Raw genomic sequence first — 15,353 nt, 5'->3', positions numbered from 1 at the left:
GTGCGGTGCGCGGGGCCCTTCGGACGAGCCTGTACGAGGCAGGCAGGTCAGATCGTCAATTACTTGATGATCTTGGTGACCTGGCCGGCGCCGACGGTGCGGCCACCCTCACGGATGGCGAACTTCAGGCCCTCCTCCATGGCGATCGGCTGGATCAGCGCGACCGTCATGGCGGTGTTGTCGCCCGGCATGACCATCTCGGTGCCCTCGGGGAGGGTCACGACGCCGGTCACGTCCGTGGTACGGAAGTAGAACTGCGGGCGGTAGTTGTTGAAGAAGGGGGTGTGACGGCCACCCTCGTCCTTCGACAGGATGTACGACTGGGCCTCGAAGTCGGTGTGCGGCGTGACCGAACCCGGCTTGATGATGACCTGGCCGCGCTCGACGTCCTCGCGCTTGATGCCACGGAGCAGCAGACCGACGTTCTCACCGGCCTGGCCCTCGTCGAGCAGCTTGCGGAACATCTCGATGCCGGTGACCGTGGTGGTGGTCTTGGTCTCCTTGATGCCGATGATGTCGACAGTCTCGTTGACCTTGAGGATGCCGCGCTCGATGCGACCGGTGACGACGGTGCCACGACCGGTGATCGTGAAGACGTCCTCGATCGGCATCAGGAACGGCTGGTCCACGGCGCGGGCCGGGGTCGGGATGCTCTCGTCGACAGCCTTCATCAGGCCGAGGAGCTTCTGGCCCCACTCGGCGTCGCCCTCGAGGGCCTTCAGCGCGGAGACGCGGACGACCGGCAGGTCGTCGCCCGGGAACTCGTACTCGGAGAGCAGCTCACGGACCTCGAGCTCGACGAGCTCCAGGATCTCCTCGTCGTCCACCATGTCGGCCTTGTTCAGGGCGACAACGATGTACGGAACGCCGACCTGGCGGGCCAGGAGGACGTGCTCCTTGGTCTGCGGCATCGGGCCGTCGGTGGCGGCGACCACCAGGATGGCGCCGTCCATCTGGGCGGCACCGGTGATCATGTTCTTGATGTAGTCGGCGTGACCCGGGCAGTCGACGTGCGCGTAGTGACGGTCCTCGGTCTGGTACTCGACGTGCGCGATCGAGATGGTGATACCGCGCTGACGCTCCTCCGGGGCCTTGTCGATCTGGTCGAACGGCGTGAAGGGGTTCAGGTCCGGGTACGCGTCGTGCAGCACCTTGGTGATGGCCGCGGTCAGCGTGGTCTTGCCGTGGTCGATGTGACCGATGGTGCCGATGTTGACGTGGGGCTTCGTCCGCTCGAACTTCGCCTTCGCCACTGAGTCCTCCTGAGGACAGTTCCTGTACGCCGTGCTGACGCCAGTTGGTCTTTGATCGGTTTTGGTGCGGGTTGCCCGGAGGACATCCCGTGCCGTCCCGCTGGTGGGGGGCCGGAGGCTCCCGGGAGGATCCGACCGGATCCTCCCGAGACGCCTCCGAATAGCCTAAGGCTTCGTAATCGTCCCGATTATCGGGACGTCACTCGCCCTTGGCCTTGGCGATGATGTCGTCCGCCACGTTCTTCGGAACCTCGGCGTACGAGTCGAACTGCATCGAGTAGCTCGCGCGACCAGAGGTCTTGCTGCGCAGGTCACCGACGTAGCCGAACATCTCGGAGAGGGGCACCAGCGCCGTGACGACGCGGGCACCGTGACGCTCGTCCATGGACCGGATCTGGCCACGGCGAGAGTTGATGTCGCCGATCACGTCGCCCATGTAGTCCTCGGGCGTGGTGACCTCGACGGCCATCATCGGCTCGAGGAGGACCGGCTTGGCCTTCCTCGCGCCTTCCTTGAAGGCCATCGAGCCGGCGATCTTGAACGCGAGCTCGGAGGAGTCGACGTCGTGCGACTGGCCGTCCAGCAGGCTCACGCGGACACCCTGCAGCGGGTAGCCGGCGAGGATGCCGAACTCCATGGCCTCCTGGCAACCGGCGTCGACCGACGGGATGTACTCCCGCGGAACGCGGCCACCGGTGACCTTGTTGACGAACTCGTAGCCCTCGGCCTGCTCGAGCGGCTCGATCGCGATCTGCACCTTGGCGAACTGACCGGAACCACCGGTCTGCTTCTTGTGGGTGTAGTCGATGCGCTCGACCGCCTGGCGGATGGTCTCGCGGTACGCGACCTGCGGCTTGCCGACGTTGGCCTCGACCTTGAACTCACGGCGCATACGGTCGACCAGCACCTCGAGGTGCAGCTCGCCCATACCCGCGATGATGGTCTGGCCGGTCTCCTCGTCCGTGTTGACCTGGAAGGACGGGTCCTCCTCGGCGAGACGCTGGATGGCAACACCCAGCTTCTCCTGGTCACCCTTGGACTTGGGCTCGATCGCGACGCGGATGACCGGGGCCGGGAAGTCCATGGACTCCAGGATGACCGGGTTCTTCTCGTCGGACAGCGTCTCACCGGTGGTGGTCTGCTTCAGGCCCATGACGGCGATGATGTCGCCGGCGCCCACCGAGTCGATCTCCTCACGCTTGTTCGCGTGCATGCGGTAGATCTTGCCGATGCGCTCCTTCTTGCCCTTGACGGCGTTCAGCACCGAGGTGCCGGACTCCAGGCGGCCCGAGTAGACCCGGACGAAGGTGAGCTTGCCGAGGTGCGGGTCCGACATGATCTTGAACGCGAGCGCGGCGAGCGGCTCGTCGTCCGAGGCCTTGCGGGAGATCTTGACGCTGTCGTCGCCCGGCTTGGTGCCCTCGATGGACTCGATGTCCAGCGGGGACGGCAGGTACTTGACGACCGCGTCGAGCAGGGGCTGAACGCCCTTGTTCTTGAAGGCGGTACCGCAGAAGATCGGGGTGAAGTCCGAGTTCAGGGTGCCCTTGCGGATCGCGGCCTGCAGCAGCTCGACCGGGATCTCCTCGCCCTCGAGGGCGAGCTCCATGATCTCGTCGCTGACGTTCGAGACCGTGTCGATGAGCGCCTCGCGGTACTCGTCGGCCTGCTCCTGCAGCTCGGCCGGGATGTCGACGATGTCGTACATCTCGCCCTTGGCGGCCTCGGCGGACCAGACCAGCGCCTTCATGCGGACCAGGTCGACAACGCCCTGGAAGTCCGACTCGGCACCGATCGGGAGCTGCATGACCAGCGGGGTGGCGCCGAGGCGGTCCACGATGGTCTTGACGCAGAAGAAGAAGTTCGCGCCCGTGCGGTCCAGCTTGTTGATGAAGCAGATGCGCGGGACGCCGTAGCGGTCAGCCTGCCGCCACACGGTCTCGGACTGGGGCTCGACACCGGCGACACCGTCGAACACCGTCACGGCACCGTCGAGGACGCGCAGCGAACGCTCCACCTCGACGGTGAAGTCGACGTGACCCGGGGTGTCGATGATGTTGATGGTGTGGTCGGCGTCGTCGACCGTCCAGTGACAGGTCGTCGCGGCCGACGTGATCGTGATGCCGCGCTCCTGCTCCTGCTCCATCCAGTCCATGGTGGCAGCGCCATCGTGGACCTCACCGATCTTGTACGACACACCGGTGTAGAACAGGATCCGCTCGGTGGTGGTGGTCTTGCCCGCGTCGATGTGCGCCATGATCCCGATGTTGCGGACCTTGGCGAGGTCAAGGGAGGTTGCAGCCATTGTGGCTCGTTCTCTCTCTGTCTAGTGACGGGGTACGGACTACCAGCGGTAGTGCGCGAAGGCCTTGTTGGACTCGGCCATCTTGTGGGTGTCCTCGCGACGCTTCACGGAAGCGCCCAGGCCGTTGCTGGCGTCGAGGATCTCGTTCATCAGGCGCTCGGTCATGGTCTTCTCGCGACGGGCGCGGGAGTACCCGACCATCCAGCGCAGCGCCAGGGTGCTGGCGCGGCCCGGACGGACCTCGACCGGAACCTGGTAGGTCGCGCCACCGACACGGCGGGACTTGACCTCGAGGGCCGGCTTGACGTTCTCCAGCGCGCGCTTCAGCGTCACGACGGGGTCCGAGCCGGTCTTCTCACGGACGCCCTCGAGGGCGCCGTAGACGATCCGCTCAGCGGTGGAACGCTTGCCGTGCAGCAGGATCTTGTTGACCAGCTGGGTGACGACCGGGGAGCCGTAAACCGGGTCGATGATGACCGGGCGCTTCGGGGCGGGGCCCTTACGAGGCATTCTTACTTCTCCTTCTTGGCGCCGTAGCGGCTGCGAGCCTGCTTGCGGTTCTTGACACCCTGGGTGTCAAGCGAACCGCGGATGATCTTGTAGCGGACACCAGGAAGGTCCTTCACACGACCACCGCGCACCAGCACGATGGAGTGCTCCTGCAGGTTGTGGCCCTCGCCCGGGATGTAAGCGGTGACCTCGATCCCGCTGGTGAGGCGCACACGGGCGACCTTGCGGAGAGCCGAGTTCGGCTTCTTCGGGGTGGTCGTGTACACACGCGTGCAGACCCCACGGCGCTGCGGGGAACCCTTCAGCGCGGGAGTCTTGTTCTTCTCGACCTTGTCCTGCCGGCCCTTTCGGACCAGCTGCTGGATCGTAGGCACCGTTTCTCCGTTTTCTGTGTGCCAAGGCTTGGTGGAACTAACCTGCGGTGTCTCCCCTCACACACGGCCCCGTGGTCGACCCACGCGGTCGGGTGTGTTGGGCTTGTTACGACACGGAATCCCATGGCTGCTGTACAGCGACGGCGCTCTACGCGCGGGACGCTGGGAAGCGCTCCGGCTCGGCGCGGCGACCGGTGTGCATGCACGCACAAGGACCCGGGGACACCCCAGGCACAAGGTCAGAGCGTACCTAGCGCATCGGGCTCGGTCAAAACAAATGCAACGCCGCAGGTCGCGGGGCTGGCACCGGAAGCGGCCCGGGAACCGGGCCGGGGCGGGGCTCCCTACCACAACCGGGCAGCCCCCGCACCGCGACCCTACGCCTCCGCGTGGGCCCCGGCGAGCCGGGGCGGATCCTGCGCGGCACCGCCGTCGGCCGCCCCGGCCGACTGCGGCAGCGGACGGTCCCGGTTGTCCGACACCGCCGCGAACAGCCCCAGCGCGAGCGCGGCCAGGGTGTACACGGCCAGCCACAGCATCCAGGTGCCGGGCGGGGACCAGTGCGCCGGGTTGATCAGCAGCGGGCCGGTGCTGCCGACCGTGTTGCGGCGCAGCGCCCAGAGGAAGGCCGCGGCGTTGACCAGGGACAGCGAGAAGCCGGAGATCACCAGCAGCCGACGCCAGGCGAAGCCGCCCCAGGGCAGCCGCTCGTGGCAGATCGCGGCGCACAGGATCGGCAGCCCGACGGCGAACGGCAGCAGGTAGCGGCCCTGCCAGATCATGCCCAGCTGGCGCGCCTGCATGGCCTGAGCCGCTATCGGTATCACCACGATGCCGACCATCACGCCGACGATCGCCAGGGCGTCCCGGAACCGGGCGTAGCACAGCGCGAACATCGCCAGGGCGAGCACCACCCCGCACCAGACCAGCAGCGTCGCGGCCGGCGCCTCGGCGTCCAGCCAGCCGAAGTAGCCGATCATCTGCTTCATGTACAGCAGGCCGAAGTCGAAGGTCTTCCGGGCCGCGGCCAGCGGGGTGAGGTCGCTCGGGGTGTTGATGATCGAGTTGTCCGGGTGGCTCGACGACCAGGCCAGGGCCGCGACGGCGGACGCGGCGCCCAGGCCGCCCCAGAGCCAGGTCACCTTGCGGCGGACCACTTCCCGCACCGCGCCCTTCTGGCTCAGCAGCAGCGCGAAGAACAGGGCCCCGGCGAACCAGATCATGCCCAGCGGGCGGATGCTGATCAGCACCAGCGCGCCGATGCCCAGCCGGGCCAGCCGGCGGTTCAGCAGGTGCGGGTCCGGGTTCATCAGCATCGGCAGCCCGGCGCTCCAGACCAGGATGCCCGCCGCGATCTCCGGACCGCTCGGGTTCACCATGCCGAACAGGAACAGCGCCATCGGCGTGGCCGCGGTGACCGTGCCCAGCAGGGTGAAGGACCGCCGCCGCCACTCGGCCGCCGAGACCACCGCGCTCGCCACCAGGGCGGAGCAGATCAGCGCCGACATCAGGCGCATCAGGTAGAAGCCCTTCGCCCCCGGGACCAGGAGGCTGGGCCAGCCCACCGCGAAGTAGTACGCCGGGTGGTAGCGGCCGGCCGCGGTGGTCACCAGGGCCTCGCCCGGCCGGTCGATGAGCCGCGGCGCGCAGGAGGCCGGGGTCTCGGGCTTGAAGACGTAGCAGGAGTTGACGTCCTTGAGCTCCTGGTAGATCCGCGGGAGCTCGACCCCGGTCTCGGCGAACTGGCCCTCGATGCCGCCCACCAGGTGCGGGACCATGACCTCGCGGCCCTCGACCTGCCCCCGGGCGACGGCCGCGGCCCGGATGAGGTGGGCGTGCTCGTCCGGCGAGGCGCCGATCGGGGTGGCGATCGACCAGGACGCACTCAGGGCGAACAGGATCGCGAAAGCCACTGCCCACAGACGCCTCGGCGAGGAGACGAGCCGGTCGGCGAGGCTCTTGACGGCGGTGATCATCATCAGGATTGGGCCTTCGGGGTCAGTTCGGGCTCATGGGCGGGAACTGGTTACTTGATCATGCTGAGCCATGACTGGTCACCGGTCTTGGAGCAGTGCCCACCCGGCGCGAACTTCGGGCAGGTGCCGTCGAGGTTCTGCACGGTGTGCGACACCCACGGCAGGATGCGGTAGGTGTTCTCCTTGGCCGGCAGGTAGCGGTCCGACATCGACGACGAGACCGTACCGAACAGGAAGAGGAGAGCGAACAGCGTACCGACGACGGCCGCCTGCGGGCCCGGCAGGGGCGTTCCGGCGAGTCCCCCGGTCCCGGCGGCCTCCCCGGTCCCGTCGGCCCCCGCGACCCGGCGGTGCTCGGCCAGCCGGAGCGACACCAGGTGGACCAGCAGGGCGCACAGCAGCAGGCCGCAGTACAGCAGCTGGTTGTTGGTCCGGGTGTAGAGCTGGACCGTCTGCGTCTCGTACATGTGCGAGGCGATGTACATCCGCATCACCCAGGCGCTCGCGAACATGCAGCTGATGGTCACGACCACCGGCTTGCGGATGCCCAGCCAGAGGGCGGCGCCCAGTGCGACGAACATCACCACGGCGAACAGGTCCATGCCGCCGAACTCGCCGGGGATCGGCCAGTCCCCCACCTTGCCCGGCATGTCCGTGCGCCACATCAGGAAGTACGCCGGGTCGGTGAAGTTGTCGAAGCGGAAGTTGGGGTCCTTGGTGTCCTGGCCGTCGGTCAGCATGGTCACCAGGTAGCTGCCGCAGACCAGCAGGAACGCGCCCACGGTGGCGGCCAGGTAGACCAGGCCCTTGAGCCGGCTGTCACGCCAGGGGAAGTACGCCAGCGCCGCGACCACCACGCCGATGGCGCTCCACAGGAACCACCCGGAGTAGGTGAGGAACAGCAGGCCCAGCAGCGCGCCGAAGCCGACCGCCTTCAGCACCAGCAGCCGCCAGCCGTCCGTCCCGCTCCGGCGCAGGTGCACCACCACGGCGACCAGGACGGGCACCAGGACGACCAGCACGGTCTGGCTGTACGGCTTGTAGGCGTCGATCAGGGCGAAGGCCGGCAGCACGCCGAAGGCGAGCGCCCGGACCGGGCTGAGCAGCATCCGCCACGACAGGTAGACCAGCGGGCCGAACGCGGCGGCGCCGAGGATCTGGAGGTCCTTGAAGGCGTACGCGGTGTTGCCGCCGCGGAACCACTCGGCGTAGTAGCCCAGGGTGTAGAGCGGCGCCGGCGGGTAGACCGCCGAGCCCGAGGGCTGGCCGTTCGCCAGGGCGTGGGCCCACTCGACGATGCGCCCGCTGTCGCCGTTCAGGCCGAACATCGGCCAGGGCGTGCCGAGCAGCGCCATCACCGCGCCGGCCGCCACGAAGCCGCTGGCGAGGCCCGCGATGGCGGCCGCGGAGAACCGGGCCACCAGGCCGAAGTGCCGGCCCGAGCGGAAGCGCATCGCGAGCACGACCGCGCCGAGCAGGAGGAAGCCGATGACCGCGAACCGCAGCTGCAGCGCGGCGAGACCGCTCACCTGGGCGATCCGGTCCAGCGGGTCCATGTGGAACTTGCTCGCCATCACGGGGAGCACCAGGGCGGCCAGGAAGGCGACCAGGGCCTCACCCGCGAGCAGTGCCGGGGCCGACGTCCAGAGCCGAGCCGCGGAGCGGCGCGCGGATCCCGGGATCAGCGGACGCCCTCCGATCGGCGGGATCCTGGAGGCCTCTTGGGCACTGACTGTCACTGGTAACGGTCCTCAGCTCGTGGTCGCTCGCTCGGCCCGCCCCACCCTTCGGCGTCGGCCGGTGACGGAGACCGTACTGCTTCCGGGCGCACGGCGGCAGCCCCGGGCATCATAGGTCCTACGCCTGAGGAAGACCCCATCGGGAAGATGGACGAACCGCCCCCGGGCCGCCCGGGCGGGCCCGCCTCAGGCGATGCCGATCAGGATCATCAGGGTCCAGAACGCGCAGCCCAGGTAGCCGATGACCAGGCCGAGGACGGCCGCCCAGTCGCCGTCCATGTTGCGGCGGCGGATCTCCGCGCGGGCGATGTGGCCGGTGACCACGGCGGGGGCGGAGAGGCCGACCAGGCCGGCCACCAGGGAGACCACGGCGAGCACGTTGGTCTGGCGGGCCTGGGGCGGCGGCGGGACCGGCATGAAGGTGGCCGGAACGGGCGTGGCCGCGGTGGGCGGCGGCGCCGTCATCGGCCCCGAGGGCAGGTCGGCCACCAGCACGGCCAGCTGGCCGTAGGTCTGCGCGGCGGCCACCGCCTCGTGGCGCTGCTCGTACTCCTGGACGGTGAGCCGCCCCTCGGCGAACGCGGCCTTGAGCACGTCCAGCGTGCGGTCCCGGTCCGCGTGGCCCGCCCGCATCGCGGCCTGCGACGCCACCGCGGGCGCGGGCGCCGGCTGCCAGCCACCCGCCGGCCTGCCGGGCGGATAGCCGGAACCAGGCTCGCCCCATGGTTGTACGGACATCCGCCACCTCCCGGTAGCGCGGCACCCCCGCGCACGTCACTGCTCCCTCATAGTGCAGGACGAACAGCCGAACTGAGTAGTTGCCAAATCGGCCCAGTAGTCGCCCGGACGAGGAAAACGGGCGGCGTGCCTCACCCGTTCGGCGGACACTCTCAGGGGATGCTCAACTCGGGCGACAGCCGGTCCGCACGGTGACAGGCTGAGCCCGGAGAGACCCGCACCACGACGACGTCCACCACCACGAGCAGAGAAGGCCGCCATGCAGGCGTCAGCGCCGCCGTCCCCCGACCTCTCCGGGCCGGGAACCCCGTCCGCCGTCAGCATCCAGGGGCTCTGGAAGCACTTCGGCCCCCAGGCCGCGGTGGCCGGGCTGAGCCTGGAGCTGCCGGCCGGGGCGTTCATCGGCCTGGTCGGGCCGAACGGTGCCGGCAAGACCACCACGCTGTCGATGGTCACCGGGCTGCTCCGGCCCGACCAGGGCACCGTCCTGGTGCACGGCGCCGACGTGTGGGCGGACCCGGTCACGGTCAAGGCCCGGATCGGCATCCTGCCCGAGGGCCTGCGGATGTTCGAGCGGCTCAGCGGGCGCGAGCTGCTCCAGTACACCGGGCGGCTGCGCGGCCTGCCCGGCGCCGAGGTGGACCGGCGGGCCGAGGAGCTGCTGGCCGTCCTGGACCTCGGCCGGGACGCCGACAAGCTGGTCGCCGACTACTCCACCGGCATGCGCAAGAAGATCGGCCTGGCCGCCGCGCTGCTGCACAACCCGGACGTGCTGTTCCTGGACGAGCCCTTCGAGGGCGTCGACCCGGTCTCCGCCCAGACCATCCGCGGCGTGCTCAAGCGGTACGCCGCGGCCGGCTCCACGGTGATCTTCTCCAGCCACGTGATGGAGCTGGTCGAGCAGCTCTGCGACTGGGTCGCGGTGGTCAACGCCGGCCAGGTGATAGCCCAGGGGCCGCTGGACTCCGTCCGGGGCGGGCGCAGCCTGCACGAGGCCTTCCTGGAGCTGATCGGCGTCCGCGAGGACGACGGGCAGGCGCTCGGCTGGCTCGGCGGCGGGCAGGCCGGGGGCACCCTGTGAACAATGCCCCGGTGCCCGACGGGCGGACGGTGGTCCGTGCCCTGGTGGCGCTCAAGCTGCGGCTGCTGCGCAACGGGCTGCGGCGCAGCCCCGGCCGGACCACCGTCTACGTGATCGGCGGCGTCGCGGGCCTGGCCCTCGCGGCCGGCGTCGCCGTCGCCATGACCGCGCTGAACGGGCGCTACGCGGGCTCCGGGGACGCCGGGGTGATGCTGCTCGGCGTGCTGACCCTGAGCTGGGCCGCGCTGCCGCTGTTCCTCTTCTCCAGCGACGAGAGCGCCGACCCGACCCGGCTGACCATGCTGCCGCTGCGCCCCGGCCCGCTGCTGCGCGGCACCCTGCTGGCCGCGCTGATCGGACCGGGGCCGCTGGTCAGCCTGGTGCTGGTGACCGCCGCGGTGCTGGCCGGCGCGACCGGCGGCGCCTCGGCCGCGGTCGCGGTGCTCGGCGTGCCGCTCGCGCTGCTCTGCCTGGTCACGCTCTCCCGGGCGGTCGCGGCGGGCAACGCCCGGATGCTCTCCAGCCGGCGCGGCAAGGACTTCGCGATCTTCGGCGGCCTGGCCTTCGCCCTCCTGGTGCAGGTCGCCAACGTCGGCTCGCAGAGCATCCTCGGCCGCCGGGGCGGGCCGATCGACCTCAGCCCGCTCAAGCCGATCGCCTCCGTGCTGCGCTGGATCCCGCCGATCAGCGCGGCGGACGCGCCGCGCACCGCCGGCGAGGGCCGGTACGGGCTGGCGCTGCTCCAGCTCGCCGCGGCCGCCGCGCTGCTGGCGCTGCTGCTGCGCTGGTGGCGGCGGAGCCTGCAGGAGCTGATGGTGACCGCCGACTCCTCCACCCTGGAGGTCGCCCGCGGGGTGCAGGACTCGCGCGGCTGGCGGTTCCTGCCGCAGGGCCGGACCGGCGCGGTAATGCAGCGGCACCTGCGGTATGCCTGGCGCGAGCCGCGGGCCAAGGCGGCGCTGTTCACCAGCATCGGGATGACGCTGGTGATCTGCGTGCTGTCGATGGTCCAGGGCTGGGCGAGCGTCTACCTGCTGGCGATGACCGGGGTGTTCCTCGGGCTGCAGATGCTCAACCTGTTCGGCATGGACGGCTCGGCGTTCTGGATGGTCGCCGCCACCCTGCGCACCCCGGCCGACGCCCGCTCCGAGCTGCGCGGCCGGGCGTACGCGGTGCTGTCGTACGCCGTCCCCGTGACGCTGCTGCTCGGGCTGGTCCTGGCGGCCGTCACCGGCCGGTGGAGCGAGCTGCCGTCCGCGCTCGGCCTGGCGCTGACGCTGCTCGGCTGCGGGATCGCGCTGGGCGCGATGTTCAGCGTCCTGGCGCCGTACACCATGCCGGCCGACAGCAACCCGATGCGCAACGCCGCCCCGGGCCAGGGCGGGCTGATCCTGCTCAACCAGTTCGGCTCGATGCTCGGCGTCGCCCTGCTGGCGCTGCCGGTCGGCGGCTACCTCGCCTGGGCCCTGGTCTCCGACGGCCCGAGCTGGCCGGTGCTGCTGGTCGGCCCGCTGTACGGCGCCCTGGTCGCGGCCCTCGGCGTCCGCCTCGCGGCGGCCCGCCTGCTGGACCGCACCCCGGAGATCCTCGCCAAGGCCGTCGAGCGCTGAACCGCTCTCCCGTCGGTCCCGCCGCCGCTCCGGCATCATGGGCAGGAGGAGCCGGGCCGTCGTGGCACCGTCGAGGAGAGCAGGGACACACCGTGGGCGAGCGCGCGCAGCAGGCCGGGACCGCCGGACCGCTGCTGGAGCAGGCGGTGCGGTCGGTGGTGACGGCCCCGGAGGAGGCGCTGGACCTCGCCCTGGACACCGGGGCCTCGCTGCTGGCCGCCTCGGCCGGGCAGTGGCCGGAGGTCGGCCGGGCGCTGCTCGGGTACGCGGACACGGCCGTCGGCCGCTGCTGGTCCGCCGGGTGGCGGCCGGCCGACCTGGCCCGGGTGGTGCGGCGCGAGCTGAAGCCCGTCCACCTGGCCCTCGCGGTGGACCTGATCGCCGCCGAGGGCCGCCGCCACCCCGCGGCCGCCCTGGACCGGCGCTGGCTGGAGCAGCTGCGCGAGCTGGAGGCCGAGGTGTGGTGGTCCGGCGACGACGAGTACCTCGGCGCCTTCGCCGACCGGCACCGGCTGGACCGCTTCGCGCTCGCCACCGCCGCCCTGGAGCTGCTGCGCACCTGGGGCCGGCTGCCGCCGATCGCCCCGGTGGGGCCCGCCCCCGGGCAGGCGGTGCGGCCGCAGCACGCGGGGCCGGTGAGCGGCGAACCGCGGATGCTGGCGCGGATCCGGGCGCTGCTGGCCAAGGCCGAGTCCACCGAGTACCCGGAGGAGGCCGAGGCGCTGACCGCCAAGGCCCAGCAGCTGATGGCCCAGCACAGCATCGACGACGCGCTGCTGGCCGCGTCCGGTGCCGACCGCGACACCCCGGCGGCGCTGCGGATCGGGGTGGACAACCCGTACGAGGGCCCCAAGACGATGCTGCTGGACGCGGTCGCGGCGGCCAACCGGTGCCGGGTGGTGTGGGCGAAGGAGTTCGGTTTCTGCACCGTGGTCGGCTTCGACGGGGACCTGGACAGCGTCGAGCTGCTCTACACCTCGCTGCTGGTGCAGGCCACCCACGCGCTCAACAAGGCGGGCTCCCGCAAGGACTCGCGCAGCAAGGCGTTCCGGCAGTCCTTCCTGGTCGCGTACGCGGCGCGGATCCGCGAGCGGCTGACCGCCGCGACCGAGCGCGCCACCAGCGCCGCCGCGGCCGGACGGCACCTGCGCGAGGACGGCACCGAGGAGCAGCTGCTGCCCGACGCGCGGCTGCTGCCCGCGCTCGCCGCCCGCTCCGAGGCGGTGGACCAGGAGATCGGCCGGCTGTTCCCGAAGCTGGTCTCGCAGCGGGTGCGGGTCAGCGACGGCGTGGGCTGGGCGGCCGGACGCGCCGCCGCCGACCGGGCCGCGCTGCACGGGCGCGCCGGGGCGATCCGCCGGTAGGCGCTCACGCCCCGGCGGTCCCCCGGCCGACCCGCGCAAGATCCACAGGAGTCGCCCCGCCTCCCGGGGGACCTGATAGAACGTAGTCCGCCACGAACAAAGGGGGGCTCGACGTGACGGAACCGGCGGCGGAGTCGGGGTACCGGGACCGGGTGCGCGGAACGCTGCTCGGCGGAGCGATCGGCGACGCGCTGGGCTGGCCGGTGGAGTTCCAGCAGCTCCACCAGATCCAGGACCGGTACGGGCCGCAGGGCGTGACCACACTGCCGGCCGGGTCCGGGCCGGTCGAGGTCACCGACGACACCCAGATGACGCTGTTCACCGCCGAGGGCCTGATCCGCGGCTTCGTCCGCGGCTGGACGGGCGGCGGCGGCTCGGTGCCGGAGGCCGTGCACGGCGCCTACCGGCGCTGGCTGCGCACCCAGTTCCAGGACGCGCCGGACACCGGGCCGCAGCCCCGCCCGTACGACGGCTGGCTACTGAGCCGGCCCTTCCTGTACGCGCGGCGGGCGCCGGGCAACGCCTGCCTGAGCGGGGTGTCCGAGCACCCGGTGTTCGAGGCGCCGTCCGCGATCGGGCTGACCGGGCCGATCAACCCGGGTTCCAAGGGCTGCGGCACGGTGATGCGCTCGGCGCCGTTCGGGCTGGCCCGGCTGGGCGTCGAGCAGTCCTTCGGGCTGGCGGTGCAGTGCGCCCAGCTCACCCACGGCCACCCGACCGGCTACCTCGCGGCGGGCGCCTTCGCGGCGCTGGTCGAGCGGCTCGCGCACGGCACCGAGCCGTGGGCGGCGGTCGGCGAGACGGTGGAGCAGATCCGCGAGCTGCCGAGCTCCAAGGAGACCGTCCAGGCGCTGGCCCGGGCGGTGCGGCTGGCCCAGGAGGCCGAGCCCGCGGCGGAGACGGTGGAGCGGGTCGGGCTCGGCTGGATCGCCGAGGAGTGCCTGGCCATCGCCGTGTACTCGCTGCTGGCGGCCACCCTGGACCCCGACCCGGTGCGCACCGCGCTGCTGCTGTCGGTGAACCACTCCGGGGACAGCGACTCGACCGGCGCGGTCTGCGGCAACCTGGTCGGGGCGGCGTACGGCGCCGCGGCGCTGCCCGCCGAGTGGGCCGGGGCGGTCGAGGGCCGGGCGGAGCTGCGGCAGGTCGCGGACGACCTGCTGGTGCTGTTCGGCAGCCGCGACCCCCGGCACCCGGCGCTCGGCGGGCGCTACCCGGCCTGGTGAGCCCGGGGCCCCTCGAACGCCGCCCCGGCCCGTCGGCTACTTCGCCAGCGGGTCGGTGACCTGGCCGAGGAACAGCGGCGCCCCGCCCCGGGCGTCCCGGATCAGGAACAGGAACGGCCGGTCCAGGTACAGCTGGACCGGCCGGTCGGCGTTCGGCGCCGCCGCCGCCTCGACCCCGGCACCGCTGCCGGCCGCCGCGACCGTCCCCTCCTCGTCGACCTCGACGGTGGCCTTCTGCACCACCGTTCCGACGACCAGCGGCTCCTTGGCGATGCCGGTGAGATCGGCCTTGTCGAAGGCCGAGGAGACGCCGAGCGAGCGCAGCGCGGGGGTGAGCTCCTTCGAGGTGCCGAAGCGGAAGCGCGGCAGCCGGAGGTCGACCGGCCGCTCGGCGAGGGCGCCGAGGACGCGGTCGAGCTGGGGCTGGTCCAGGCCCTTGGCGAAGGCGGCGAAGCCGCCCTGCGCGGGGACGATCAGGTCCATCACCAGTGCGCCGTCCGCGTACGGCAGCTCGACGGCCTGCCAGGGCTCGCCGACGATCCCGCCGGAGCCGTCGGCGTACTTGAACTCCCCGGTCTGCGCCATCGTGGGGACGGCCGGGGTGGAGCCGTCGAGCTTGTGGAACGGGCGGTCGGCGGTGTGCGAGGGCTTGAAGGCGGCGGCCCACCGGGCCTTCAGGTAGAGCGCGTCGGTGAGCACCAGCCGGGTGCTCGGGGTGATCGCGTCCCGGCCGAACAGGTCCTTGATCCGGCCGTCGGTGGCCTTCTCCACGGCCGCGTTGACGGTCTTGCGGGCCCCGTCCGGGTCCTTGGCGAAGTCGGCCTGGTGCACGCCGGTGTCGAAGGCGGCGGCCAGGTCGGCCAGGTAGCCCGGCTCGACGGCCAGGCCCTGCTGCGTCCAGAGGTCGTCGCTGCGGCGCAGGGTGAGCCGGTCGGTGGCCGGGACCGGCCGGTTCAACGCGCCGGTGGCGAGCGCGTACTGCCGCGGGTCGAGGTCGGTGTGCAGGGCCTTGGCCAGTTCCCCGGCGGTGGCGCCGCGGGCGCCGGGCAGCAGCATCGCGAGCAGGGTGGCCAGGCCGGACGGCGAGACCACGAGGTTGCCGCCGGCGGCGTCCGGCTGGGCGGTCAGGGCGTGCAGGAGGTCGAGGCCGAAGGCGTCGGTGGCGGCCGCGGTGGCG

Annotated in this window: 12 protein-coding genes; 4 read left to right on the top strand and 8 right to left on the bottom strand. The window is 71.6% G+C overall.

Annotated elements, in window-relative coordinates:
- Positions 1 to 59: 59 nt before the first annotated feature.
- The 7 genes from tuf to ACFU7Z_RS21430 all read right to left on the bottom strand — a co-directional run bounded on the left by tuf (position 60) and on the right by ACFU7Z_RS21430 (position 8,895).
- Positions 60 to 1,253 carry an elongation factor Tu gene (tuf, locus tag ACFU7Z_RS21460; RefSeq protein WP_049649031.1) on the bottom strand — a complete coding sequence of 398 codons (1,194 nt, stop codon included), beginning with the start codon at positions 1,251 to 1,253 and terminating at the stop codon, positions 60 to 62.
- A gap of 199 nt (positions 1,254 to 1,452) precedes the next feature.
- Positions 1,453 to 3,558 (bottom strand): elongation factor G, encoded by a 2,106-nt coding sequence (gene fusA / locus ACFU7Z_RS21455; RefSeq protein WP_049649030.1) that lies wholly within the window; start codon positions 3,556 to 3,558, stop codon positions 1,453 to 1,455.
- Between the two features lie 39 nt (positions 3,559 to 3,597).
- Positions 3,598 to 4,068, bottom strand: coding sequence for a 30S ribosomal protein S7 (gene rpsG, locus ACFU7Z_RS21450; protein WP_030055803.1), 471 nt, complete (start codon positions 4,066 to 4,068; stop codon positions 3,598 to 3,600).
- Positions 4,069 to 4,070: 2 nt separating this feature from the next.
- Complete coding sequence (rpsL, locus tag ACFU7Z_RS21445) at positions 4,071 to 4,442, bottom strand: 30S ribosomal protein S12 (protein ID WP_014144289.1); 372 nt, start codon at positions 4,440 to 4,442, stop codon at positions 4,071 to 4,073.
- 377 nt (positions 4,443 to 4,819) lie between these two features.
- Positions 4,820 to 6,421 (bottom strand): DUF2142 domain-containing protein, encoded by a 1,602-nt coding sequence (locus ACFU7Z_RS21440; protein WP_049649029.1) that lies wholly within the window; start codon positions 6,419 to 6,421, stop codon positions 4,820 to 4,822.
- 47 nt (positions 6,422 to 6,468) lie between these two features.
- On the bottom strand, positions 6,469 to 8,157 hold the full coding sequence (locus ACFU7Z_RS21435) for a hypothetical protein (protein WP_380778923.1): 1,689 nt from the start codon (positions 8,155 to 8,157) through the stop codon (positions 6,469 to 6,471).
- A 186-nt stretch (positions 8,158 to 8,343) separates the two neighbouring features.
- Positions 8,344 to 8,895 carry a DUF1707 and DUF4190 domain-containing protein gene (locus tag ACFU7Z_RS21430; RefSeq protein ID WP_375876152.1) on the bottom strand — a complete coding sequence of 184 codons (552 nt, stop codon included), beginning with the start codon at positions 8,893 to 8,895 and terminating at the stop codon, positions 8,344 to 8,346.
- A 259-nt stretch (positions 8,896 to 9,154) separates the two neighbouring features.
- Here ACFU7Z_RS21430 and ACFU7Z_RS21425 point away from each other — a divergent pair, with 259 nt between their 5' ends.
- The 4 genes from ACFU7Z_RS21425 to ACFU7Z_RS21410 all read left to right on the top strand — a co-directional run bounded on the left by ACFU7Z_RS21425 (position 9,155) and on the right by ACFU7Z_RS21410 (position 14,176).
- A complete protein-coding gene (locus ACFU7Z_RS21425) occupies positions 9,155 to 9,976 on the top strand; it encodes an ABC transporter ATP-binding protein (protein ID WP_074003968.1) in 822 nt (273 codons plus the stop codon).
- Positions 9,977 to 9,987: 11 nt separating this feature from the next.
- A complete protein-coding gene (locus tag ACFU7Z_RS21420) occupies positions 9,988 to 11,586 on the top strand; it encodes a transporter (protein WP_375876151.1) in 1,599 nt (532 codons plus the stop codon).
- Between the two features lie 92 nt (positions 11,587 to 11,678).
- A complete protein-coding gene (locus ACFU7Z_RS21415) occupies positions 11,679 to 12,950 on the top strand; it encodes a DUF2786 domain-containing protein (RefSeq protein ID WP_380778920.1) in 1,272 nt (423 codons plus the stop codon).
- A 113-nt stretch (positions 12,951 to 13,063) separates the two neighbouring features.
- Positions 13,064 to 14,176, top strand: a complete 1,113-nt coding sequence (locus ACFU7Z_RS21410; RefSeq protein ID WP_049660394.1) for an ADP-ribosylglycohydrolase family protein — start codon at positions 13,064 to 13,066, stop codon at positions 14,174 to 14,176.
- A gap of 36 nt (positions 14,177 to 14,212) precedes the next feature.
- Here the strand turns inward: ACFU7Z_RS21410 and ACFU7Z_RS21405 are convergent.
- A partial coding sequence (locus tag ACFU7Z_RS21405; RefSeq protein ID WP_380778918.1) for a serpin family protein occupies positions 14,213 to 15,353 on the bottom strand: 1,141 nt, incomplete at its 5' end.

The sequence above is a fragment of the Kitasatospora sp. NPDC057518 genome, assembly GCF_042802075.1.
Lineage (GTDB): Bacteria > Actinomycetota > Actinomycetes > Streptomycetales > Streptomycetaceae > Kitasatospora.
This window is presented reverse-complemented; position numbering and strand designations above follow the sequence as displayed.